We start from the raw sequence: 23,475 nt of genomic DNA, 5'->3' as shown, positions 1-23,475 counted from the left end.
CGAGGCGGCGGGCGAGGGCGGCTCTGGGGGCTGGGCAGGGGCTGGGGTGCTGGGGTGGTTGGCCAGGCTTCGTTTTGTAGGGCGTGGAGTTGGTGGCGGAGGGGGGTGGGGACGGCCGCCTCGGGGTAGGACTCGATGTGCATTAGGTGGACTTGAGGGTGTGGAGGCCCTGCCAGAGGAGGTCTTGGAGGGTGCGGGCTACCTTCTCGGGGCTGGGTGGGGTGGCGGACCGGGTGCGCCAGATGGCGAGCCGCTCGGTGGCGCCTGAGATGCTTTGGGCAACGATCTGGACCTCGTCCTCGTCGACCGGTCGGCCTGCTGGGAGGTTCATCCGGACCATCGTGGCGATCAGCTCGATGAAGGCCGCGCGCACTTCGTCGGTCGCTTCCGCGGCCGGCCCCGCGCTGAGCATGCCCTCGTCCACGAGTACCGACCACGCCTGCGGATGGTCGTCGAGGAACTGGAACCACGCCACGAACCCGGCGTACAGCGCGTCCTCCGCGTCCGGCGCCTGCATCACCGCATCGGACACCGTGTCCAGCAGTTGACCGCGGAGGCGGGCCAGGCAGGCGAGGAAGAGTCCGTCCTTCGAGCCGTAGTACTGGTAGATCAGCGGCTTCGAGACGCCGACCTGCGCGGCGACGTCGTCCATCGACGTGCCCTGGTACCCGCGCTCGCCGAAGATCCGCTCGGCCGCCTCGAGGATCTCCCGCTCCCGGGCGGCCCGGTCGCGCCGTCGCTTCGGGGCGGCAGTGGTCGAGGTCACTTGCGCAGTCTAACTGACTCCGAGTAACTTACTGGGAGTAAGTTCCAGCCGAGCGGGAGGCCAGGGATGACTGAGCAGCATCGGATCGTGGTGATCGGCACCGGGTTCGCCGGGATCGGGATGGCGGTCCGGCTGAAGCAGGCCGGGTACGACGACTTCGTCGTGCTGGAGCGTGCTGACGACGTCGGCGGCACCTGGCGCGACAACACGTACCCGGGCTGCCGCTGTGATGTGCCCTCGCATCTGTACTCGTTCTCGTTCGCGCCGAACCCCGACTGGTCATCGACGTTCTCGCCGCAGCCCGAGATCGAGGACTATCTGCGCAACGTCACCGATGCGTTCGGCGTCCGCCCGCACATCCGCTTCGGTCACGCGGTCGAGTCGGCGAGCTGGGAGGACGGCCGCTGGCGGGTCACGACCGGGGCGGGTGACTTCACCGCGGACATCGTGCTGTCCGGGATGGGTCCGCTCGCCGAACCGTCGTACCCGAAGCTGCCCGGGATCGAGGACTTCGAAGGCGAGGTCTTCCACTCGGCCCGGTGGAACCACGACCTGAACCTCAGCGGCCGCAAGGTCGCGGTGATCGGGACCGGCGCGTCGGCGATCCAGTTCGTGCCGGCGATCCAGCCCGAGGTGGAGGAACTGCACCTGTTCCAGCGCACGCCGCCGTGGGTGATGCCGCGTCCTGACCGCAAGATCACGCCGGCCGAGAAGATGCTGTACCGGCGGTTTCCCCTTGTGCAGAAGGCGATTCGGGCCGGCATCTACTGGGGTCGCGAGTCGATGGTGCTCGGGTTCGCCAAGCTGCCCGCGATCATGAAGCAGGCGCAGAAGGTCGCCGAGAAGCATCTCGCCCACCAGGTCCGCGACCCACTGCTGCGCGCCAAGCTGACGCCGGACTTCACCCTCGGCTGCAAGCGTGTGCTGATCTCCGACGACTACTACCCGGCGGTCGCACGGCCGAATGTCGAGGTGGTCACCGACGGAATCGCCGAGGTCACTCCGACCGGGATCATCACGGACGACGGCGTGAAGCACGAGGTCGACACGATCATCTACGGCACCGGCTTCAAGGTGACCGACCTGCCGGTGATGGACATGGTGCACGGCCGCGACGGCGTCTCGCTGCGCGAGGCCTGGACCGACGGCATGGAGGCGCACCTCGGTACGGCGATCGCCGGTTTCCCGAACTTCTTCATGTTGATCGGCCCGAACACCGGCCTGGGCCACAGCTCGATGGTCTTCATGATCGAGTCACAGATCGCCTACATCCTCGATGCGCTGAAGACGATGGATGCGCAGGGCTTGCGGGAGGTCGAGGTACGGCGGGAGGTGCAGCGCGCGTTCGTCGACGGGGTCCGCGCGTCGATGCAGAACACGATCTGGACCCGCGGCGGGTGCACCAGCTGGTACCTGGACTCGGAGGGCCGCAACACAACCCTCTGGCCGTCGTTCACGTTCCGGTTCCGTCGGCTGACCAGGCGCTTCAATCCCGCCGAGTATCAGACTCTCGCTATGTGACATCAAGCGTGTTACATTCGATCGGTCAGATCATCCGGGCTGATCGGAGGCTCCCGTGCTGGGGTTGGTGCTGCCGCTGCACGGGATCGGTGGTCGAGAGGACCTCCCGGTGCCGCTGTGGCTGGCGATCTACTCCGCCGGCGCCGCGGTCGCAGTCTCGTTCTCCGCGCTTGCGGCGTTCTGGTCGCGGCCGCGGTTCGAGCGGATCGGCGGGCGGCCGCTCGGTGTACTGACGCGGATCGTCGACAACCGTGCGACTCGCGTCGTGTTGAAGGTTGCCGGGCTTACGGCGCTCGGGTTGCTGCTCGGCGCCGCGTGGTTCGGCGATCCCGAGCCGTCGCGGAACCCGGCGCCGACCTGGCTGTACGTGTGGATCTGGGTCGGCATCATCCCGCTCTCGCTGCTCTGCGGCCCGATCTGGCGGTTCGCGAATCCGTTGCGCACGATCGCCCGCCTGGTGCGGCGTACGTCGTACCGGAAACTGCCCGACCGGGTGGCCTACTGGCCGGCCGTGGCGGGACTGGCGGGCTTCCTCTGGCTGGAGTTGGTATACCCGGACGGCTCCGAGCCGCTCGTCGTCGCCGTTGCCGTGACCGTCTACGCGATCGTGAATGTTGCTGCAGGCATCGTTTATGGTCCGGTTTGGTATAGCGCCGGCGACAGCTTCGAGGTGTACGCCGAAGTTCTCGCGCGGCTGAGCCCGCTCGGACGGGCCGCCGACGGTCAGTTGGTGGTGCGTAACCCGTTGGCCGGTCTGGCGACGATGCCGCAGCGGCCGGGGATCGTCGGGCTGCTGTGTTTGTTGCTCGGGTCAACGGCCTTCGACGGCATCTCCCGCTGGTCGGCGTGGACCCAGCGCACCGGCGAGCTGAGCCGCCCGCAACACCTCGTGGTCTACACACTCGGGCTCGTCATCTCGGTCGCGATCGTCACGGGCCTCTTCCTGCTGGCCGCCCGGACGACGGGAGCCGCGCAGACACGGCCCGGCGGGATCGGGGCAGCCGGACTGCCCGGCGCGTTCGCGCATTCACTGGTGCCGATCGCGATCGGGTACGCCGTTGCGCACTACTTCTCGTTCGCGCTGTTCCAGGGGCAGGAGGGCTGGCTGCTCGCGACCGACCCGTTCGGGCGCGGATGGGACCTGCTCGGGACCAGCGGGACGCGGATCGACTACGCGTTCCTGAGCACCGGTTTCATCGCGGGGGTCCAGATCGGTGCGATCGTGCTCGGACACGTACTCGGGGTGGTGTCCGCGCACGATCGCGCTGCCGACCTGTTCCGCCGCAGGCAGTTGCGACGTGCGCAGTACCCGATGCTGGCGGCAATGGTCGCCTTCACCGCCGGTGGCATCGCGCTGGTGACGGCATCATGATCGCCCTGCATATGGGCGGCATCCCCGAGACCGCGATGGTCCTCGGCCCGGTCCTGCTGATCGCCGCCTTCATCCGCATCGCCCGCCGCAACGAAGCAAACCTTCCCGACGAGGACGACTGGGACGCCGACCTCGGCGACCTGCCTGATCAGGCGCATCACACCCGGACACAGTGAGGCCCGGAGAACCCCCTGCGGTTCGCCGGGCCTCGCCCCGTAGTTCCCCGTGGATCTAGGCGGCCAGAGCCGGTTCGTAGTACCCGCTCAGGCGCGTGGGTGTTGCGATCGAGACGAGCTTGGCCAGCTCGGAGCAGCCGGCGCTCAGCGCGGCCTCGAGCGTGGGCCATTGGTCGACGCACCAGTACGGGTCGTCGGGCTGACGGTCGTTGTCGTCGTCGATATCGGCACACCACCCGCCGGAGCGGATGTGGTGGACGTGCAGTCGAAGCTTCATGGCGGGTTCAGCTCTCGGGTTTCAGCTCTGGGTTCAGAACGGCAGTGGACGGCCGGACGGCGTCCGGAGGTCGAGGGTCTGAGTCTGGGTCTGGCGGCGTGTCGTCGTACTGCGCGGCCGCCGACGGATCTGGATCTGGCGCATCGCCGTCCTCCTGCCTGGTCTGTTCTGGTAGCTATACGGTCCCGCGTGAGGACCGGTTCACGCATGCGGAGGATTACCTATCTACTTCCCGAGGAATCCCTGACTCCGGCTAAGGGAGGATGTAAGGGTGGACGGCTTGCTGAGGCGCTGGGGACTTCAGGGGTACGACGTACGCACGCTGACCGCAGGGACGAACAACGCCGGGTACTACGTCGGCGACGAATTCGTCCTGAGGATCCATCGCAATCCCGTCGCGCCGTACGAGCACGCCGTACTGCGCGCCCTGAGCGGACTGTCCTTCGCCGTACCGGTCCCTCTGCCGGCCGATGACGGGTCGACCGTGGTTCGCGGGGAGCTCGATGGTGAGCGCGAGCCTGAGTCGGCGGATCCCGGGGGAGCACCCAGTCCGGGGCGATATCGGGCGCGCGGCCGCGTCGGGCGCGGCGCTGGCTGAGCTCGACGATGTGCTCGGTCGGCTGGATCCGGCCGACCTGCCGCCGGGCCAGATGTGGGACGGCAACCTGACCGCGATCCACCCGCTAGTGCCGAGCCTCGGTCCGCTGATCGACGGGCTGCCCGCCGATTGCCGAGATGAGGTCGCGCGGATTCTCACCGGCGTCCGGCCGCGGACGGATCTGCCGCGGCAGATCATCCACGGCGACTTCGCGCCGAGCAATGTTCTGATGGTCGGCGACCGGGTGACTGCGATTCTCGACTTCGAGACCTGTGGTCCGGGTTACCGGGCGATGGACCTGGCCGTCGGCAGGTACTTCTTCAACGACTTCGGGCATCCGACCGCCGCGGGCGAGGCGTTCCAACGTGGCTACCTCGACAGATTCCCGCTCACCGGGGCCGAGCTGGACTCGCTACCGGAACTGGAGCTGATGCGAGAGGCGACCAGCCTTGTGCATTGGTACGGACGTCATCTCTCCGGCCTGACGACGGCGGAGGACGTCGCCGCCCGGGCGGATAGGCTCCTGGGGCTGCAGCGACTCAGCCGGTAGAGGGGAGGGCTTTCGGGTCGAGGCCTAGTTCTTCGTAGGCGACCTGTTCTATTTCGCGGGCCATGGCTTCGCGGAAGGCTGCGACCAGGGCCTGGCCGGCGAGGGGGATGATTCCTTCGAGGGTTCGCTGGATCTCGGGCCAGCCGTCGGCGGGCATGCCGGCGTTGGTGAAGTCGCGCCAGACGGTCGAGCGGAAGAGTTCGACGTACGTCTTGGCGACCGCGTCGGCCTGCGCGAACAGCTTGGGCAGCATCTCGAAGATGGCTTCCATCGGGACGCCGAGCTTGATCACCTCGAGGCCGGTGCGGAGCAGGTCCGAGTTCGGGATGCGTAGCCGGCCGTCCTCGAGTCGCTCGGCAATGCCCAGCTCGACCAGGCGCTCGATCACGGCCGGGTCGTACGGCACGCCGGCCCGGTCGGCGAGCTGTTCGCCGTCGAGCACCTCCGGCTCCGACGGCGTCCACGGGTTGACGAGGGTCTCGAAGACGCCGAGCGCGAGTGCGCCATCGGGCAGCTCGCCCAGCATCCGCTCGACCGCGGCTAGCGTGTAGCCCTTGTCGAGCAGATCCCGGACCAGCGTCAGCCGGGCCACGTGATCGTTGCCGTAGTAGCCGGTCCGGCCGACCAGGCGCGGCGGCGGGATCAGCCCGCGTCCGGCGTACGCGCGCACGTTGCGGACCGTCATCCCGACCTTGGCGGCCAGTTGGTCGACAGTGAGCTCCTCTTCCACCCTTGACAGTCTTCCAGACTCCACGTTACATAGTAGATGTAACATCAAGCATGGCGCATGTCTGATGTAAGGAGTCTCGATGGCGATTCCGCTGGCGACCACCGGTACGGCGAGCTTCGACCAGATCGCGATCGTCACCGGCGTTGTGGGCTTGGTCTACCTCGCACTCGCCGTACTGCTGTGGCGGGAACGCACCGGACGCGTCACGCTGGTAGGTAGGTTTGCGGACACCATCGGGAGACTGGACGGAGTCCCCCGATGGGCCGCGCTGACGCCGTACCTGCATGCGGTCTCGCTGCTCGCCTGCGCCTTCGGGGTGTGGTGGGACATCGCGATCCACATTGACCGCGGCCGCGACACCGGCCCGTTCGGTACGGCGGCGCACTACCCGATCTTCTTCGGCATCCTCGGCGTGATCATCTCGGGCGTGTTGCCGATCGCGCTCGCGGGCAGGCCGCTGCCGGCACGCACGATCAAGCTGACCAAGGGCTGGCGGATTCCGTGCAGCGCTGCGCTGGTGACGGTCTGCGGCACGTTCGCGCTGGTCGGGTTTCCGCTCGACGACGTGTGGCACCGGCTGTTCGGTGAGGACGTCACGCTGTGGGGCCCGACCCACCTGCTGATGATCGGCGGGGTGGTGTTCTCGATCTTCGCGCGGCTGCTGGCGATCGCCGAGGTCGAGCATTTGGTCGGGCCGAACAAGCGCCGGCTGTTCCAGGAGATTGTGTCGGTCGGTGCCTTGCTGATCGCATGGGACCTGTTCAGCACCGAGTTCAACTACGGCGTACCGCAGTTTCCCCTTGTTCTGCAGCCGATCCTGATCGTGTTCGGCGCCGCGCTGGGATTCACGATCCTGCGAGCGCGGCGCGGTCCTGGTACGACGTTCGCCGCGCTGGCGGTCTACCTGATCATCCGCGGCGGGATCGCCTGGGCGGTGGCCGAACCGCTGGGCCAGATCGTCGGGCACTTCCCGTTGCTGATCGTCGAAGCGATTCTGGTCGAGCTGGTCGCACTTGCCTTGGGCAACAAGAATCGCTTCCGCCTGGGTGCGGTCGCCGGTGCGTTGATCGGAACCGTCGGCCTGGTGGCGGAGTACGCGTGGAGTCACGTCTGGATGCCGATCGCCTGGCCGTCCTCGATGCTCCCGTCCGCCCTCGCGTACGGCGTGATCGTCGGAGTCGGAGCCGGTCTCGTCGGGGCCTGGCTTGCGACGCGGTACGCCGAGGTTGCCGGCGAGGAGCGGGCCGTCGGGATCAAGCACATCCGGCCGGTGGCGATCCGGCGTACACATCAGCTCGGTGCGGCCGGGCTGGTGGCCGTCGTGGCAACCGTCTTCTTCTGTGTGCCGCGGTCGGCGGACCCGGGCGTGTCGGGTGTGGTGTCGTTGGAGCGGGTGGCCACGGGCGCCGAGCCGACGGCGTACGTCACGATCACGATGTCGCCGGGTGATGCTGCTGACGGTGCGCGGTGGTTCGAGGCGCTCGCCTGGCAGGGCGGCGGTTTGGTGTACCAGCCGATGGAGAAGGTTGCCGACGGCACGTATCGGTCGGCGGGCGCGCTGCCGATGTACGGGAAGTGGAAGTCGATGATCCGGCTGCACCAGGGGCAGCGGGACATGGTGGCGGCCTGGGTGTACGCGCCGGAGGATGCGGCGATCGAGAAGCCGGCGGTGCAGGTGTCGAACGGCCAGACGGTCGAGTTCGTCAACGAGCAGCAGATCCTGCGGCGCGAGGAGAAGTCCGACGTGCCACGATGGATGTGGAACGCCGGTTATGCGCTGCTCGCGGTGGTCGGACTGCTCGAGATCATCGGGATCGCCTGGCTGGTCGGGCGCGGTGCCCGCGGCGGGCGGGCGCGTGCGGCTCATCTGGCGGCCGGCGAACGGGAACGGGAGATTGCGTGACGATCCAGGTGGAGCGGTCCGGGGTGACTGCTCGCGACGGAGTACGGCTGAACGTCGAGGTGACCGGACCGGCTGACGCGCCGGTGACGGTGCTGCTCGTGCACGGGTGGACGTGTTCGACGCGGTCGTGGCACAACCAGGTGGAGAAGCTGCCGGAGGTGCTCGGGCCGGACGCCGTACGCGTCGTCACCTACGACCACCGCGGGCACGGCCGATCCGAGGCGGCGCCCGTCGGGTCGATGCGGCTCGACCAGCTCGCTGACGATCTGGTGACGGTCCTGGACGAGGTCGTCGGCGACGGTCCGGTCGTGTACGCCGGCCACTCGATGGGCGGCATGACGTTGATGGCTGCCGCGGATCAGTACCCGGAGCTGTTCGGCTCGCGGATCCGCGCCGCCGCGCTGGTCAGCACGACCTCGGGGCATCTCACCGAGGGCGCGCTTGGTATACCACGGCGGTTCGACCCAGCAGCCGCCCGAATCGCTCCCCGCATCCTGACCGCAGTCGGCTCCAGGGCCGACAAGCGAGCGGCGCGCAGAGACGCACAAGCAACTGACAGGTCCGCCGCTGCCAGGCGGCGGGCGGCGGTGCTTGCTGCCAGTTTGCGGGCGCCGGCCTTGCGGCGGGTGGTGTTCGGGAGGCATGTGGATCCGGCTGAGGTGGAGTTGTTTCTGGAGGATCTGGCGATTGTGCCGGGGCCGTCGTACGGCGGGTTCTTCGCGACGATGCTGGAGCACGAGCGGGGGCATGCGTTGAAGGTGCTCGACCAGCTGCCTGTGGAGATCATGCACGGGACGCGCGATCGGCTGCTGCCGCCGCGGCACGCGAACCGGATCGCCTCGCAGCTTCCCGGCGCCCGCCTGTGGATGTACCCCGGCGCCGGCCACATGCTCATGCAGGAGCGTCCTCGCGACGTCACCCATCGGCTCGCCTCACTCGCTCGCAAGGCCCACTAAGTAACTAACTATTGACTTACGTCTTGGATCGCGCCATCCTGTATATATCCAGTTAGTTACTTCCTTGAGGGAGAGAGCATCATGTCCACAGTCCTGATCACCGGCGCGAACAAGGGCATCGGCTATGAGACCGCCCGGCAGCTCGTCGCCGCCGGCCACACCGTGTACGTCGGAGCGCGCGACGCCGACCGTGGGCGCGCCGCCGCCGACACGCTGGGCGCCCGCTTCATCCAGCTCGACGTCTCCGACGACTCCTCGGTCGAGGCCGCGGCCAAGTCCATCGAGGCCGACGGCGGCCTGGACGTCCTGGTCAACAACGCCGGTGTCGAGCCGCGCGCGGCCGACGGCGGCTTCATCCCGGTCGCCGAGGTCACCGCGGACAGCATGCGCAGCGTGTTCGAGACCAACGTGTTCGGCCAGGTCCGCACACTGCACGCGTTCCTGCCGCTGCTGCAGCGCTCCGAGGCGCCGGTCGTGGTCAACGTCAGCAGTGGCCTGTCGCTGGTGCGGGGGATTGCCAATCCGGAGTCCCCGGCCCGCTTCTACCCGGCCGTCGAGTACCCGGCGTCGAAGGCGGCAGTCAACGTGATCACCGTGCAGTACGCGAAGGCGTACCCCGGCGTCCGGATCAACGCGGCCGACCCGGGTTTCACCAGGACCGACCTGAACCACAACTCCGGTACGCAGACCGTCGAGGAGGGCGCGGAGGCCATCGTCCGGCTGGCACAGCTCGGCCCGGACGGACCGACCGGCCAGTTCTTCGACGCCGCCGGCCAGCTGGCCTGGTGACCGTCATGTCCGATCCCAAGCCCAGGGTCGGTTTCATCGGCCTCGGTGACCAGGGCGCCCCGATCGCCCAAGCGATCGCGGACGGCGGCTACCCGCTGCACGTCTGGGCCCGGCGCCCCGAGTCGCTCGATGTCCTCGAGGGCCATGCCTTCACGGTCCAGCCGAGTATCGCCGAACTGGCCGCCGCCGTCGACATCGTCGGACTCTGTCTGCGCGAGGACGCCGACAATCTGCAGGTCGCGGTCGACGGCGGCCTGCTGGCGAACCTGCGGCGAGGCTCGGTGCTTGTCAACCACGGCACCGGCCTGCCGCAGGCCGCGCGTGAGCTGGCCCGGCTCGCCGCGCCGTACAGCGTCGAGGTGGTGGATGCCCCGGTCAGCGGCGGCCACGCGGTCGCTCTGGCCCGGCAGCTGACCACGATCGCCGGCGGCGACGCGCGGGTCGTCGAGCGGCTCACGCCGATCTTCCGGACCTTCTCCAAGGAGGTCATCCACGTCGGCCCGGCCGGATCGGGTCAGTACGGCAAGCTGTTCAACAACACCTTGATGATGATGAACCACCAGAACGTCCTCGAGATGATGCACCTGGCGCAGGCGCTGGAGTTGCCGATCCAGCCGCTGCTCGACGTACTGCGCTCCGGGTCGGCGAGCAGCTTCGCGTTGCAGGCGATCGGGCCGTCGATCACGTCCGCGAACGTGCATCATCTGCAGCCGCTGGAGCTCATCGACATGCAGCTGTTCAGCGGAGCGGTCGATGCGCTGGGCGACCAGGCGCACGAGGTGATCGAGCGGGCCGTCGGCGGTGCGCGGGGGCTGGACGAGCTGACCGCGATCGTCGGTGCGTGACAGGGATGAGAGGGTGAGCCGCATGGCCGAGTCGACCGCCGAGCGCAAACGGCGTCCCCGCGATTCCGGGGCGACCAAGGCGCTGCTGCTGCAAGCCGCGACCGAGGAATTCGCGGAGTACGGACTCGCCGGTGCCCGGATCGACCGCATCGCCGAGCGCGCGGGAGTCAACAAGCGGCTCATCTACGTGTACTTCGGGGACAAGGACGCGCTGTTCGACGCGGTCGTGGACGAGCAGGCGCGTACGGTGGTCAAGGCCGTTCCGCTGGACGCAGGGGATCTGACCGCGTTCGCGGCCAGCCGGTTCGACTATGTCCTGGCCAATCCGGCGGCTCGGCGGATCGCCATCTGGCGTGGGTTCGAACGAGCCGAGGCGACCGAGGCGGAGTTGGCCAGTTATCGCGAGCGGGTCGAGTTGGTCGAGGCCGCGCAGCGCGAAGGGCGATTGCGGGCCGACATCCCGGCGGTGGACCTGTTCGCGATCGTGCTGCGGATGACCGAGAGCTGGTTGAGTGCGCCGGCGGGTCTGCGGGCGGCGGCCGGCGAGGACGCCGATCGCCTGAGTGAGCATCGGGCCGCGCTGCTGGCCGCCGTTCGGAGTGTGGTCGAGCCGCGTGGGTGAGAAGAGCGTCACGGCCGGCTGACGACAACTCGCCTAGGGTGGCGCCGTGCAGAACCTTCTGTCCGACGTCGTGGTCGTGGACCTGACCCGCGCGCTCGCGGGTCCGCATGCGGCGATGATGCTCGGGGACCTCGGCGCCCGGGTAATCAAGGTCGAGACCCCGTACGGCGGCGACGACAGCCGCGGCTGGGGTCCGCCGTTCGTCGAGGGCGAGTCGACGTACTACCTGTCGGCGAACCGGAACAAGGAGTCCGTGACCGCGGACCTCAAGTCGGCCGAGGGCAAGGAGTTCCTGACCAAGCTGGTCCGCAAGGCCGACGTACTGATCGAGAACTTCCGGCCGGGCGTGCTCGATCGGCTCGGGTTCTCCACGGAGGTCCTGCACGAGCTCAACCCCGGCCTCGTGATCCTGTCGATCACCGGCTTCGGGCACGACGGGCCGGACGGCGGGCGAGCCGGGTACGACCAGATCGCGCAGGGCGAAGGCGGTCTGATGAGCATCACCGGCGCGGTCGAGCCCACCAAGGTCGGCGCCCCGATCGCGGACCTGCTGGCCGGCATGTACGGCGCTTACGGTGCCCTCGCCGCACTGCACGAGCGATCGATCACCGGCAAGGGTCGCGTCGTACGGACGAGCCTGCTCGCGTCGGTGATCGGCGTCCACGCGTTCCACGGGACGAAGTGGACGGTCGCGCATCAGTTGCCTGAACGCGTAGGCAATCACCACGCGCAGATCGCGCCGTACGGGATGTATCGCACCGCCGACACCAGCATCCAGGTCGCGGTGGGAAGCGAGGGGCAATGGCGGACGTTCGCGCCGATTGTCGGACTCGATCCGAACGACGAGCGCTTCGCCGTCAACGCCCAACGCGTCGCGCACCGCGACGAGCTGACCGCCGCGATCGAGGCCGCGTTCGCCGCCGAGCCGGCCGACGTGTGGCTGGAACGCCTTGCCGGGAAGGGCATCCCGGCCGGCAAGGTCCGCGACTTCCAGCAGGTGTACGAGTGGGAGCAGACGCTGTCCCAGGGCCTGCTGATCGACGTCGAACACCCGACCCTGGGCACCGTCCAGCTGCCCGGTCCACCGCTCCGCTTCGACGACAATCCGTACGCCGGAGCGCGTGAGACCAACCTCCCGCCACCCCGCCTCGGCGAGCACAACGAGTCCGTCAGAGCCTGGCTCGACGACTAGTCATGCACTTTACGTACGTAACCTCGGGGCATTACCAGTGACGTGAGAGGATCACCCGCGTGACTGCCTTGCCGAGTGTTTCGTACTCCATCACCGTTCGCCTCGAGGTGCCCGCGGGTGGCTCGACGGTGAGCAAGCTGACGACCGCGGTCGAGCAGGCCGGCGGTCTGGTCACCGCGCTCGACGTGACCGCGTCCGGCCACGAGCGGCTGCGGATCGACGTCACCTGCGCCGCGGCCGACACCGAGCACGCCGGCCGGCTGGTCGAGGCGATGCGGGCCGTGCCGGGGGTCGAGATCGGCCGGGTCTCGGACCGGACGTTCCTGATGCACCTCGGCGGCAAGATCTCGATGGAGGCCAAGCACCCGATCCGCAACCGTGACGACCTGTCGATGATCTACACGCCGGGTGTCGCGCGGGTCTGTCTGGCGATCGCGGCCAACCCGGACGACGCGCGCCGGCTGACGATCAAGCGCAACAGCGTCGCGGTTGTCACCGACGGTTCCGCCGTACTGGGCCTCGGCAACATCGGCCCGAAGGCCGCGCTGCCGGTGATGGAGGGCAAGGCCGCGCTGTTCAAGCGGTTCGCCGGGATCGACGCGTGGCCGCTGTGCCTGGACACGCAGGACCCGGACGCGATCGTCCAGATCGTCAAGGCGATCGCCCCCGGGTTCGCCGGCATCAACCTCGAGGACATCTCCGCGCCGCGCTGCTTCGAGATCGAGGCCCGGCTGCGCGAGGAGCTCGACATCCCGGTCTTCCACGACGACCAGCACGGTACGGCGGTCGTGGTCCTGGCTGCGCTCTACAACGCGCTGCGCGTGGTCAGCAAGGACATCACGAACGTGCGGGTGGTGCTGTCCGGCGCGGGCGCGGCCGGTACGGCGATCCTCAAGCTGCTGCTCGCCGCGGGAGTGAAGGACGCCGTCGTCGCCGATGTCGACGGCATCATCCACACCGAGCGCGCGGGCCTGTCGCCGGAGCTGCGCTGGATCGCGGAGAACACCAACGCGGCGAAGTACAGCGGCAACCTCAAGGGTGCGCTCGCGGGCGCCGATGTGTTCATCGGCGTCTCCGCGCCGAACATCCTCGACGGCGCCGACATCGCCACGATGAACGACGACTCGATCGTGTTCGCGCTGGCGAACCCGGTGCCCGAGGTCGACCCGGCCGAGGCCGGCGAGCACGCGGCGGTCGTCGCGACCGGCCGCAGCGACTACCCGAACCAGATCAACAACGTGCTGGTGTTCCCGGGCGTGTTCCGCGGTCTGCTCGACGCGCAGTCCTCGAAGGTCTCGGTCGACATGGAGCTCGCGGCCGCCAAGGCGCTCGCCGGCGTCGTCACGGACGAGGAGCTGAACGCGACGTACATCGTGCCGAGCGTCTTCCATCCCGAGGTGCACACGCGCGTCGCGCACGCCGTCCGCGACGCGGCCGGCGGCAAGGCGCCGGCGCACGAGAACTACCCGGACGACACTCCGGCGTGACCGTGCGGGTAGCGGACGAGACGAAGACGGCACGGACGATCTGGCTCTGGCGGATCGCGTTCGTCGCCGCGGTGGCGTTGCAGCTGTACGGCGTGTACTCGCCGCGGGAGGCGGGTCCGCACATCGGGATCCCGCAGATCGACAAGGTCGCGCACTGCTTCCTGTTCGCAGCGGTCGCGTTCACCGGGCTGAAGGTCGGCGTACCCGCACGATGGTTGCTGGGAGCACTGGCCGCCAACGCGATCGTGAGCGAGCTGGTGCAGCACTGGCTGCTGCCTCAGCGTGACGGCGACCCGTTCGATGTGCTGGCCGACCTGGCCGGGGTCGCGCTCGGAGCTTGGATCGCCACGAAAACACACCGTAGAGCGAACCGTCGTACGCCATGATGGAGGTATGACGGTCTCGACCCTGACCGGATCGCTGCTGGTGGCGACCCCGTTGCTCGACGAACCGCCCTTTCGCCGGTCGGTGATCCTGCTGCTGGACCACGACGACGACGGTGCGCTGGGCGTGGTGGTGAACCGTGCCGCCGACCTCGCGGTGAACCAGGTGCTCCCGGACTGGTCGACGGCCGTGGACGAGCCCGGCGTGCTGTTCATGGGCGGGCCGGTCGGGACCGACAGCGCGCTCGCGGTCGCCGAAGTGGTCGAGGCCACGGATCCGCCCGGCTGGCGCGAGTGTTTCGGCCGGATCGGTCTGGTCGACCTCGACGTACCGCCGGTGCTGCTCGAGGGCGCGATCGCCCGGATGCGGATCTTCGCCGGGTACGCCGGCTGGTCCAGCGGTCAGCTCGAGGGCGAGATCGCCGAGGGCGCCTGGTACGTCGTGGAGTCGGTGACCGAGGACGTGTTCGGGGATGACCCGGACACGCTGTGGCGCCGGGTCCTGCGCCGCCAGAGCGACCAGATGGCCTACCTGGCGACGTACCCCGACGACCCGACGATGAACTAGCGGGGGCTACTCGCCGCCGTCGTCGCCGCCCTTGTCGTCGCCCGGGTTCAGCGAGTCCCAGATCTCCTTGCACTCCGGGCAGACCGGGAAGCGCTCCGGATCGCGGCTCGGCACCCACACCTTGCCGCACAGGGCCACCACCGGCGTGCCCATCACCATCGCCTCGGTCAGCTTGTCCTTCGGCACGTAGTGCGAGAACCGCTCGTGGTCCCCGCCCTCCAGCGGCTGCGTCCGCTCATCGACAACCGTCTCCGCACCCGGGGTCAGCTGAGTACTCATACCTCAGAGTGTATGACGCCCGACCAGCCGCGCCGGGAACTTTATCCACAGACTGCCCGTACCCCGACATGCCGTACGACGGTTGTCACGTCCGTCAGGTAACGTTCCTGCACGGCCGACAGTCGACTATCGGGGGAGTATGCCGTCCGTGGATTCGCATCTGCCCGCCGCGCCAGCCGTTCTTCCGCCGGCGTATCCGGAGCGTGCGGCGTGGGGTACCGCGAGCAAGCTGCGCGCGTGGCAGTCCGAGGCGCTGAAGCTGTATCTCGACGCCAACCCGCGGGACTTCCTCGCGGTGGCGACGCCGGGCGCCGGTAAGACCACGTTCGCGCTGACCGTGGCCGCCGAGCTGCTGCACCGGCGGGTGATCGAGCGGATCACCGTGGTCACGCCGACCGAACACCTCAAGGTCCAGTGGGCCGAGGCCGCCGACCGGGCCGGAATCGCGATCGACCCTGCGTTCGCCGGGCGGCGCGGCAAGACCAACAAGGACTTCCAGGGCGTCGCGGTGACGTACGCCGGGGTCGCGGTCAACCCACTTGCGTTCCGGGTCCGGACCGAGCGGTTCAAGACGCTGGTGATCCTCGACGAGGTGCACCACGGCGGCGACGCGCTCAGCTGGGGCGAGGGTGTGCGGGAGGCGTTCGAGCCCGCGGCGCGCCGGCTCTGCCTGACCGGTACGCCGTTCCGCAGCGACGACAACCCGATCCCGTTCGTCACGTACGAGGAGGGCCACGACGGCGTCGCCCGGAGCAAGGCGGACTACACCTACGGGTACGGTCATGCGCTGCGCGATCACGTCGTACGTCCCGTCATCTTCATGTCGTACTCCGGCGAGATGCGCTGGCGGACCAAGGCCGGTGACGAGGTCGCGGCGCGACTGGGTGAGCCGCTGACCAAGGACCTGACTGCGCAGGCGCTGCGGACCGCACTGGACCCGACGGGCGAGTGGATGCCGGCCGTCCTGGCCGCCGCGGACAAGCGCCTGACCGAGGTACGGCGGCACATGCCGGACGCCGGTGCGCTGGTGATCTCGGGTGACCAGAACACGGCCCGTGCGTACGCCAAGACGCTGCGGGAGCTGACCGGCGAGGCGCCGACCGTCGTACTGTCCGACGAGAAGGCGGCGAGCAAGAAGATCCAGAAGTTCTCCGAGGGCGACTCGCGCTGGATGGTCGCCGTCCGGATGGTTTCCGAGGGCGTGGACGTGCCACGGCTGGCCGTCGGGGTTTATGCCACACCGACCTCGACGCCGCTGTTCTTCGCGCAGGCGGTCGGCCGGTTCGTGCGGGCGCGGAAGCGGGGCGAGACGGCGTCGGTGTTCGTGCCGTCAGTGACCCGGCTGCTCGGCTTCGCGGCCGAGATGGAGGTCGAGCGGGACCACGTCCTCGGCCGGAAGAACAGCAACGACGACGGCGACATCTTCGCGCTCGAGGACGACCTGCTGAAGCAGGCGAACCAGACCGAGGGCGCCAGCGACGAGCTCGAGGGGAACTTCGAGGCGCTCGGTTCGGACGCGAGCTTCGACCGGGTGGTGTTCGACGGTGGCGACTACGGGACGGGCGGCGACCAGGCGTCGGACGAGGAGCTGGACTTCCTCGGCCTGCCGGGCCTGCTGGAGCCGGACCAGGTGCGCGAGCTCTTGCAGAAGCGCCAGCAGAAATCCGTGGCGGCGCAGAAGAAGTCGTCCCGGTCGACGAGCGACCGTGAGGACCCGACACCCACTGAGCTGGCCACCCACGAGCAGATCGCCCTCCTGCGCCGCGAGCTGAACGGGCTCGTCGCCGCCTGGCACCATCGCACCGGCCAGCCGCACGGCGTGATCCACAACGACCTGCGCCGCAAGCTCGGCGGCCCGGCCGCCGCCCACGCCTCCTCGACCCAGCTCAAGGAGCGCATCGAGCTGATCCGCGACTGGGCCACCCAGCGTCGGGCCTGAGCCTCGAGCGTCCGCGCCGGCCCCGCTGCTTCCAACGGACGGCCATTTGCGGGGGTTATCCGCGCGTGTTGTTGCTTCTCGCTCCGTACACCAGCGGAGAAGGAGCAACACCTGCGGATAACCCCGCAAAGTGGAACCGAGCCGCCTGTCAGCGTCTCGACGCACCAGACCGGTTTCCGTTCGGCCCGTGCAGCTCGTGAGCGTTGTGTCAGGACTGGCGATACACCCGGACATAGTCGATCTGCATCGACCCGGAGCTCACGGTCGGCGGGATCTTCCCGTACACGAACAGGTCGAGGATGAGGGCGTCCCCGGTCCCGGAGTACGCGCCCTGCCGGCACACCTCTTTGCCGTCGACATACCAAACCGTATGGTCCGGTCCGACCTGTTCCGCGATCGTGTGCCAATCCGTGGTGAGGTCGGTCGGCGACTGGTACGTGCACGCGCCACCGGGGGACTGGTGGTTGGTGAGGTAGAGCGCGTTGTGGTTGTCGCTGTAGAACTCGTAGGTGTCCTGCTCGTTCGAGCCGTTGCCGTTCCACGTCCAGGTCGAGGGCCAGAAGCCCTTGTCCGCCGGGAGTTTCAGCCGCGTCTCGATGTAGTCACCAGGCCGTACGGCGAAAGACTGCGCCGGCTCGTGCCCGCACGCCTGTCCGGTCGTGATCAGTGCGCCCGACCACTCGTACCCAGGCGTCGGGTTGTTCTTCCGGGCCGTCATCGTGAGCTTCCCGTCGCCGACCGACAGCGCGTCCCAGGTGTGCCGTTCGAGTTGCTGGTTGCCCTTGTTGCCGAGGCACTCGTCGGCTTCCGCGTTCGAGTGGATCGCCCACTTGGTCCGGTCGATCGCCGTACCGTCGAACTCGTCGGCGAACACCAGCTTCCCCGGCGCGGCATCGGCCGCCCGGATCGGTACGGCGAACAAGCCGAGCATCGCCAGAGCAGTAAGTAACTTACGCATCAGCTAGACCTCTCCGTCGGAAACCAACGGATCAAACGGTCGCTTGATCAGGGGCGGGTTGTCAACTGCTGCGTGCCGATCACGTCGAGCAGCCGGATCGCCTGGTCGGACTCCGAGCCCACCCCGGTACGTCGAGCCGCGCGAGCATCCGCAGTACGCCGGAACGTACCTCGGCGGGCGGTCCCGGCGGCGGACCGGGCTGCTCGCCGGCCAGCCGGAACAGGTGATCGCGCTCCTCGTCGGACAACCGCAGCGCCCGGGCCAACCCGGTCAGGACAGGGCGGGACGGGCGCGGGCCGCGGCCCTGCTCGAGGCGGGTGTAGTAGTCGGTCGACATGGTCGCCAGGCTCGCCACCTCCTCCCGGCGCAGACCCGGCGTACGGCGGCGCAGTCCGGCGGGCAGGCCGACATCGGCCGGCTGCAGCGCCTCCCGGCGTACCCGAAGGAACTCGGCCAGTCCGTCCCGATCCACGATCCCAGGATCGCAGCCGGGGTGGAGGCGCAACCAGGGACTGCCGATCCCAGGGTCGGCTCGCTCTGCCTGGGAAGCGCGATCCGCCGGAGCGTGGGCGGCATGAACACGCACAAGATCGCGCTCGTCACGGGCGCCAACAAGGGCATCGGCAAGGAGATCGCGCGGCAGCTCGGGCAGGCCGGGTTCACGGTGCTGCTCGGATCACGCGACGTCGAGCGCGGCGAGTTGGCGGTGAAGGAACTGGTTGCCGAGGGCCTCGATGCGGTCGGGGTCCAGCTGGAGGTCACGGACGAGGCATCGGTCCGGGCGGCGGCCGAGCGGGTGGAGTCGTCGTACGGGCGGTTGGATGTGCTGATCAACAACGCCGCGATCATCCCGGCGGGTGACGATGCCGTGTCGCGGATCGAGGCCGGCGCACTGCGGGAGGCGTTCGAGACGAACGTGCTGGGCCTGGTCGCGGTCACCCAGGCGTTCCTGCCGCTGCTGCACAAGGCGGACGCGGCGCGGGTCGTGAACCTGTCCACGTCGCTGGCGTCGTTCGAGCAGGTCGGGGATCCGGAGTCGCGGATGTCGACCGTGCTGACGCTCGGCTACAACTCGTCGAAGGCCGCGGTGAACATGGTCACGGTCATGCTCGCCAACGAACTCCGCGGCACGGGCATCCTGGTGAACGCCGCCGATCCCGGGAACTGCGCAACAGATATGGGTGGGTGGAGCGCCGCGCGCACGCCCGCCCAAGGTGCGGCGGTCGCCGTTGGGCTGGCGACGCTCGGCGCCGACGGTCCGACCGGCGGGGTGTACGCCGAGGATGGCCGCCTCGCCTGGTAGCCCGCGACTCCGTCTGCCCGGGCGTCAGGCCTCCGTCTGCGGAGTGTCAGACGATGGCGCCGGACCAGGCCAGTGCCTGCTTGAGCAGCTGACCGCGGCCACCCTCGAGGTCGTTCAGGAGGCTCGGCGCCAGGGCTTCCTCGGGGGTGAGCCAGGTGAGCTCGAGGGCGTCCTGGCGCGGGTTGCACTCGCCGGTGACCGGTACGACGTACACGAGGGCGACCGCGTGCTGGCGCGGATCGTGCAGCGGGGTCACGCCGGGGAACGGGAAGTACTCCGCGACCGTGACCGGGACCAGCGTGGCGGGCAGGCGGGGGAACGCGGCCGGGCCGAGGTCCTTCTCGATGTTGCGCTGCAGCGCGTCGCGGATCGACTCGTTGTGCATGACCCGGCCGGAGACCAGCGTGCGGATGATTTCGCCGGTCGCGGCGGAGGTCCGCAGCAGGACCCCGATGTGCTCGATCTGGCCCAGGGCGTCGACCCGGGCCGGTACGGCCTCGACGTACAGGATCGGGACCCGCGTCCGGGTCTCGGCGAGCGCGAACTCGGACAGCCAGCCGGGATTCGGGTCAGGCGTTTGCAACGACGACGTCATGAACACATCTTTGCTTACGGGGTGCAAGCAGACCGGCACTGGGATGGAAGAAGGAAGGAAAGAAAGAAGAGAGGATGGGGAGGGTTACGGTCTGAAAGCGGATCGGTACTGGGATGGACTCAGTCCGAATGTTGAGCGGAATCTTCTCGTCGCGTGGCTGGGGTCGTGCCAGCCGACCATCGCGCCGACGCTCGCGACCGGGAGCTCGGTCTCGATCAGGAGGCCGGCGGCTCGCTCCGCGCGGATGCGGTTCAGGTACGCGATGGGGGACATGCCGACGGACTTGCCGAAGAGACGAATCAGATACCCGGGCGCGAGGTTGACGCGTGCTCCGAGCTGTTCGAGCGTCCATGGCTCGGCGAGGTCGGCTTCCAGCACGCGCATCGCGTGCTGGACGGCAGGGTGCGCAGGCGCGCGGGTGCTGGGACCGCCTGGCACCAGCGCGCCGGAGAGGAGACCGAACACATCCGGTCCTAGGTAGGCGTTGCGTACGACCAAGCCGACGCAGTCGACGTACCCGTGCCACTCGCCCGGCCGCAGGACAACCACCGAGTCCGGCGCCAGCTCGACCTCCCCGGCGGCCGACACATGCACGCCCCGCCCCGCGACCACCACCGCGATCTCGAAGAACGCGTGGCTGTGAACGGCGACGTCCGCGACCAGCTCGAGCCGCTCGCCCGCGACCGGTAGCCGCGGGTCCGGGAACACCTCGCTGCTCAGCACGTTGTGCACGACCGCCTCCAGGAGGTCAAGATCAGTCAAGTCCTGGTCAACCACTGCCTGTCCGCAGCGCCGGCGAACAGCGAGTCTGGAATCACCTTCCAGTCAACGGAATCCAGGAGCTCCTCGATGACCACGACCGAGCCTACGACACCGCTCACCCTCGACGAAGAGACGATTTCCGCCTACCGCCGCGACGGCGTGGTGCGGATCAAGAACATCATCAGCCGTGAGGAAGCGGCCCGGTTCCGGGACGCCGCGGTGGCCGCGACCGCGAACGCCGACGACCTGTTCAAGGAGTCGAAGATCTTCAACCAGTACGTCAACGTCTGGCGCGACAACGACGTACTGCGTGAACTCACCCTCGATCCGCGCCTCGCCGCCGCGGCGACCGCGCTGGCCGGCGTACCGCTGCGGATCTGGCACGACCAGTTGCTGATCAAGCCGCCGCACAACGGCGCCGCGACCGAGTTCCACCAGGACGCGCCGTACTGGCCGCACGCCGGCTCCCGCGCCTCGCTGTCGGCGTGGATCGCGCTGGTCGACGTACCGGTCGAGCGCGGGTGCATGACGTTCATCCCCGGCTCGCAGGACCATCAGAACCTGCGCAGCCAGGACCTGTCCGACCGCGACGACCTGTTCCGCGCCTCGCCCGATCTGCGCTGGGAGGAGCGGTTGACGATCCCGCTGCGGGCCGGCGACTGCACCTTCCACAACGCGTACCTCGCGCACTCGGCGACCCCGAACCTCACCGACGACCCGCGGATCGCGCACGTCAACATCTACTTCGACGCCGAGGCGACGTACACCGGCGCCGGTCACGTGGTCACCGACGGCCTCGGCCTGACCGTCGGCGCACCGCTCGACCACGAGCTGTTCCCGACTGTTTGATCTTTCACGTTGTGACATAAGTTTGTCGTTGTGCGTCTGCTCACCGACATCCGTCCGTTGCGTGAGTCAGCCGATTTCCGGCGGTTGTGGATCGGGTCGACGGTGTCGCAGCTCGGTCAGCAGATGACCGCGGTGACGGTGTCGATCCAGGTGTACGCGATCACGCATTCGACGTTCTCGGTCGGTCTCGTCGGGTTGTTCTCGCTGGTCCCGCTGGTCGTCTTCGGGCTGTACGGCGGGGCGATGGCCGACGCGATCGACCGGCGGATCCTGTCGCTCGTCTCCTCGGCCGGGTTGTGGCTGCTGTCGATGGTCCTGGTGCTGCAGTCGCATCTGGACTGGGGCAAGGTGTGGGTTCTGTACGCCGTCGTCGCCTGCCAGTCGGCGTGCTTCGCGGTCAACAACCCGGCGCGGTCCGCGATCATCCCGCGGCTGATCCGCCCCGAGTTGCTGCCGGCTGCGAACACGCTCAGCCAGGCCGCGTTCAACCTGGGCTTCACCGCCGGGCCGTTGCTCGGCGCGGCGGTGATCGCCTGGCACGGGTTCGCGGCGGCGTACCTCGTCGATGTCATCACGTTCACCGCGGCGCTCTACGCGCTGTTCCGGCTGCCGGCGGTGCCGCCGACCGGCGCGATCCGGCGGGCGGGCCTGCGGTCGGTGCTCGAGGGCTTCACGTTCCTGCGTGCCGCCCCGGCGCTGCTCGCGACCTTCCTCGCGGACATCCTCGCGATGGTGTTCGCGCAGCCGCGGGCGCTGTTCCCGGCGGTGGCCGGAGCGTTCTTCGGTGGCGGCGTACGGACGGTCGGGCTGCTGCAGGCCGCACCGGCGATCGGCGCGCTGATCGGCGTCATCTTCTCCGGCTGGGTGACCCGGGTACGACGTCAGGGTGTCGCGATCGTGCTGGCGATCACGGCGTACGCCACGGCCGTCGGACTGTTCGGGTTGTCGCGGACGATCTGGCTGGGTGTGGCGTTGCTCGCGATGTCCGGTGCGGCCGACATGGTGAGTTCGGCGTACCGGAACACCGTGCTGCAGTCAGCGGCGCCGGATGCGATGCGCGGGCGGCTGCAGGGAGTCTTCATCGTCGTCGTGGCCGGTGGGCCGCGGCTCGGTGACTTCGTCGCCGGTACGACGGCGTCGCTGACCAGCCCCACGATCGCGCTGCTCGGCGGTGCCGCGGTCTGCATCACCGGCCTGCTGATCCTGCTCGCCCGGAACCGGCCGTTCCGCGTCTACGACTCGCAGACCCGCGCGCTCAGCTGATCAGCCGCCGGTCGCGAGCTTCTTCAGGACCGTGAACCAGGAGTCCAGGTCCGGGTTGATCTCGGTCATCGGCTTGTCGCCGACGGTGACCATCTTGCGGTCGCCGAGCGGCTTCTTCAGCTTGAACGCGGTCAATGAGGCGTTGTCCTCCGGGGGACACGGGGTGTCGACGTCGACGAACACCAGCACCTTGTCCTCCTGCTCGTCGACCCGGAGATCGCCCGCGCAGGAGATGCCGGTGCCGATCAGCATGTCGCCCTCGTCGTACTTCGGCGCGTTCTGGATCCACTTCAGGTACGCCGGCTTCTTGCCCTTGATCAGCTGGTAGTACTGCACCGGCTGCGGGGTCTTCTCCGTCGTCGGCCCCTTGCCGTCGCCGATGAACGTGCCGAAGACCATGTCGACGCATGGGTCCTTCGCGCCCGGACCGTCGATCGCGCCGAACGCTCTCGCGGCCTTGTAGCAGCCGACCGCCTCGCGGTTGAACGAGATGTTGAAGCCGACCAGGATCAGCGCGCCGACGACCAGCGCGATGGCGAGCATCCGGCGGCTCCGCAGCTGCTGCGGTCCGAGGACGCCGGCCGCGCGGCGGGCCTCCTCCGGGGTCGCGTCGGCGGGGATCGGAGCGGTGCGGAACAGGGCCATGATCGAGCTCGTCCACTGCGGGTTGATCAGGGTCGGAACGGCATAGACCAGGCCCAGCACCACGGCCACAACGACGGCGGGGAGCAGCGACCAGTAATTTCGCACGGCAGCAAGATACGGGGCCATCGGTCCGCGCCCGAATAACGG

Annotated in this window: 27 protein-coding genes; 18 read left to right on the top strand and 9 right to left on the bottom strand. The window is 68.7% G+C overall.

The genetic code is table 11. The features are described 5' to 3' along the window. Positions 1-142: 142 nt before the first annotated feature. Positions 143-766 carry a TetR/AcrR family transcriptional regulator gene (locus EV653_RS18080; RefSeq protein WP_134104923.1) on the bottom strand — a complete coding sequence of 208 codons (624 nt, stop codon included), beginning with the start codon at positions 764-766 and terminating at the stop codon, positions 143-145. Positions 767-832: 66 nt separating this feature from the next. Here EV653_RS18080 and EV653_RS18075 point away from each other — a divergent pair, with 66 nt between their 5' ends. From EV653_RS18075 to EV653_RS18065, 3 genes are read left to right on the top strand one after another with little or no spacing between them, the layout of a single operon-like run. Next, on the top strand, positions 833-2,287 hold the full coding sequence (locus EV653_RS18075; protein ID WP_134104922.1) for a flavin-containing monooxygenase: 1,455 nt from the start codon (positions 833-835) through the stop codon (positions 2,285-2,287). Between the two features lie 55 nt (positions 2,288-2,342). Beyond that, positions 2,343-3,659, top strand: a complete 1,317-nt coding sequence (locus EV653_RS18070; protein ID WP_238159871.1) for a hypothetical protein — start codon at positions 2,343-2,345, stop codon at positions 3,657-3,659. After that, entirely contained in the window at positions 3,656-3,835 is a 180-nt protein-coding gene (locus EV653_RS18065; RefSeq protein WP_134104921.1) for a hypothetical protein, read from the top strand. The genes EV653_RS18070 and EV653_RS18065 overlap by 4 nt, the downstream gene beginning before the upstream one ends. Positions 3,836-3,890: 55 nt before the next feature. On the opposite strand, the gene EV653_RS18060 is transcribed toward EV653_RS18065, so the two are convergent. Next, positions 3,891-4,112, bottom strand: a complete 222-nt coding sequence (locus tag EV653_RS18060) for a hypothetical protein (protein WP_130444901.1) — start codon at positions 4,110-4,112, stop codon at positions 3,891-3,893. 271 nt (positions 4,113-4,383) lie between these two features. Here EV653_RS18060 and EV653_RS41210 point away from each other — a divergent pair, with 271 nt between their 5' ends. Together EV653_RS41210 and EV653_RS18055 are read left to right on the top strand one after the other, a co-directional pair. Continuing rightward, positions 4,384-4,710: a hypothetical protein gene (locus EV653_RS41210; protein ID WP_166679480.1), complete on the top strand. Its 327-nt coding sequence runs from the start codon at positions 4,384-4,386 to the stop codon at positions 4,708-4,710. Beyond that, a complete protein-coding gene (locus tag EV653_RS18055) occupies positions 4,619-5,260 on the top strand; it encodes a phosphotransferase (protein WP_166679479.1) in 642 nt (213 codons plus the stop codon). The genes EV653_RS41210 and EV653_RS18055 overlap by 92 nt, the downstream gene beginning before the upstream one ends. Here EV653_RS18055 and EV653_RS18050 read toward each other — a convergent pair. Then, complete coding sequence (locus tag EV653_RS18050) at positions 5,250-5,990, bottom strand: MerR family transcriptional regulator (RefSeq protein WP_238159870.1); 741 nt, start codon at positions 5,988-5,990, stop codon at positions 5,250-5,252. The two genes, EV653_RS18055 and EV653_RS18050, sit on opposite strands and share 11 nt — an antisense overlap. A 79-nt stretch (positions 5,991-6,069) precedes the next feature. Here EV653_RS18050 and EV653_RS18045 point away from each other — a divergent pair, with 79 nt between their 5' ends. The 9 genes from EV653_RS18045 (at position 6,070) to EV653_RS18005 (ending at position 14,735) form a co-directional block, all read left to right on the top strand. Continuing rightward, positions 6,070-7,893, top strand: coding sequence for a hypothetical protein (locus EV653_RS18045; RefSeq protein WP_134104918.1), 1,824 nt, complete (start codon positions 6,070-6,072; stop codon positions 7,891-7,893). After that, entirely contained in the window at positions 7,890-8,849 is a 960-nt protein-coding gene (locus tag EV653_RS18040; RefSeq protein ID WP_238159869.1) for an alpha/beta fold hydrolase, read from the top strand. The genes EV653_RS18045 and EV653_RS18040 overlap by 4 nt, the downstream gene beginning before the upstream one ends. 81 nt (positions 8,850-8,930) lie before the next feature. Then, entirely contained in the window at positions 8,931-9,638 is a 708-nt protein-coding gene (locus EV653_RS18035; protein ID WP_134104917.1) for an SDR family NAD(P)-dependent oxidoreductase, read from the top strand. Between the two features lie 5 nt (positions 9,639-9,643). Next, positions 9,644-10,483, top strand: a complete 840-nt coding sequence (locus EV653_RS18030; RefSeq protein ID WP_134104916.1) for an NAD(P)-dependent oxidoreductase — start codon at positions 9,644-9,646, stop codon at positions 10,481-10,483. Positions 10,484-10,505: 22 nt separating this feature from the next. Continuing rightward, the gene (locus EV653_RS18025) at positions 10,506-11,105 is read left to right on the top strand and encodes a TetR family transcriptional regulator (RefSeq protein ID WP_134104915.1); all 600 of its coding nucleotides are present in this window, start codon (positions 10,506-10,508) and stop codon (positions 11,103-11,105) included. Between the two features lie 46 nt (positions 11,106-11,151). Next, positions 11,152-12,297: a CaiB/BaiF CoA transferase family protein gene (locus EV653_RS18020; protein WP_134104914.1), complete on the top strand. Its 1,146-nt coding sequence runs from the start codon at positions 11,152-11,154 to the stop codon at positions 12,295-12,297. 59 nt (positions 12,298-12,356) lie between these two features. Continuing rightward, on the top strand, positions 12,357-13,784 hold the full coding sequence (locus tag EV653_RS18015; RefSeq protein WP_134104913.1) for an NAD-dependent malic enzyme: 1,428 nt from the start codon (positions 12,357-12,359) through the stop codon (positions 13,782-13,784). Beyond that, positions 13,781-14,170 carry a VanZ family protein gene (locus EV653_RS18010; protein WP_238159868.1) on the top strand — a complete coding sequence of 130 codons (390 nt, stop codon included), beginning with the start codon at positions 13,781-13,783 and terminating at the stop codon, positions 14,168-14,170. Before EV653_RS18015 ends, EV653_RS18010 begins: the two co-directional genes overlap by 4 nt. A 7-nt stretch (positions 14,171-14,177) precedes the next feature. Then, positions 14,178-14,735, top strand: a complete 558-nt coding sequence (locus EV653_RS18005; RefSeq protein WP_134104911.1) for a YqgE/AlgH family protein — start codon at positions 14,178-14,180, stop codon at positions 14,733-14,735. Between the two features lie 6 nt (positions 14,736-14,741). Here EV653_RS18005 and EV653_RS18000 read toward each other — a convergent pair whose 3' ends face one another. Next, positions 14,742-15,014 (bottom strand): DUF3039 domain-containing protein, encoded by a 273-nt coding sequence (locus EV653_RS18000; RefSeq protein WP_134104909.1) that lies wholly within the window; start codon positions 15,012-15,014, stop codon positions 14,742-14,744. Positions 15,015-15,162: 148 nt separating this feature from the next. On the opposite strand from EV653_RS18000, the gene EV653_RS17995 reads away from it, so the two are divergent. After that, a complete protein-coding gene (locus tag EV653_RS17995; RefSeq protein WP_238159867.1) occupies positions 15,163-16,953 on the top strand; it encodes a DEAD/DEAH box helicase in 1,791 nt (596 codons plus the stop codon). A 208-nt stretch (positions 16,954-17,161) separates the two neighbouring features. On the opposite strand, the gene EV653_RS17990 is transcribed toward EV653_RS17995, so the two are convergent. Both EV653_RS17990 and EV653_RS17985 read right to left on the bottom strand, forming a co-directional pair. Continuing rightward, positions 17,162-17,911: a glycoside hydrolase family 16 protein gene (locus EV653_RS17990; RefSeq protein ID WP_134104905.1), complete on the bottom strand. Its 750-nt coding sequence runs from the start codon at positions 17,909-17,911 to the stop codon at positions 17,162-17,164. Positions 17,912-17,990: 79 nt separating this feature from the next. Then, positions 17,991-18,383, bottom strand: a complete 393-nt coding sequence (locus EV653_RS17985; RefSeq protein ID WP_441294975.1) for a helix-turn-helix domain-containing protein — start codon at positions 18,381-18,383, stop codon at positions 17,991-17,993. A gap of 102 nt (positions 18,384-18,485) precedes the next feature. Between EV653_RS17985 and EV653_RS17980 the strand changes: the two genes are divergently transcribed. Beyond that, on the top strand, positions 18,486-19,214 hold the full coding sequence (locus EV653_RS17980; protein WP_134104903.1) for an SDR family oxidoreductase: 729 nt from the start codon (positions 18,486-18,488) through the stop codon (positions 19,212-19,214). A 46-nt stretch (positions 19,215-19,260) separates the two neighbouring features. On the opposite strand, the gene EV653_RS17975 is transcribed toward EV653_RS17980, so the two are convergent. Both EV653_RS17975 and EV653_RS17970 read right to left on the bottom strand, forming a co-directional pair. Next, positions 19,261-19,809, bottom strand: coding sequence for an NUDIX hydrolase family protein (locus EV653_RS17975; protein ID WP_134104901.1), 549 nt, complete (start codon positions 19,807-19,809; stop codon positions 19,261-19,263). Positions 19,810-19,893: 84 nt separating this feature from the next. Continuing rightward, the gene (locus EV653_RS17970; protein WP_166679478.1) at positions 19,894-20,571 is read right to left on the bottom strand and encodes a helix-turn-helix domain-containing protein; all 678 of its coding nucleotides are present in this window, start codon (positions 20,569-20,571) and stop codon (positions 19,894-19,896) included. An 87-nt stretch (positions 20,572-20,658) separates the two neighbouring features. Here EV653_RS17970 and EV653_RS17965 point away from each other — a divergent pair, with 87 nt between their 5' ends. After that, positions 20,659-21,420 carry a phytanoyl-CoA dioxygenase family protein gene (locus tag EV653_RS17965; protein ID WP_134104897.1) on the top strand — a complete coding sequence of 254 codons (762 nt, stop codon included), beginning with the start codon at positions 20,659-20,661 and terminating at the stop codon, positions 21,418-21,420. Between the two features lie 30 nt (positions 21,421-21,450). Further along, entirely contained in the window at positions 21,451-22,683 is a 1,233-nt protein-coding gene (locus EV653_RS17960) for an MFS transporter (protein ID WP_134104895.1), read from the top strand. Here the strand turns inward: EV653_RS17960 and EV653_RS17955 are convergent, their stop codons facing one another. Continuing rightward, a complete protein-coding gene (locus EV653_RS17955; RefSeq protein ID WP_238159866.1) occupies positions 22,684-23,433 on the bottom strand; it encodes a hypothetical protein in 750 nt (249 codons plus the stop codon). Positions 23,434-23,475: the final 42 nt, after the last annotated feature.

It is taken from the genome of Kribbella pratensis (assembly GCF_004365355.1).
Taxonomy (GTDB): Bacteria; Actinomycetota; Actinomycetes; order Propionibacteriales; family Kribbellaceae; genus Kribbella.
The sequence above is the reverse complement of the archived record's forward strand: the minus strand, read 5'-3'. Positions and strand labels throughout refer to the sequence as shown.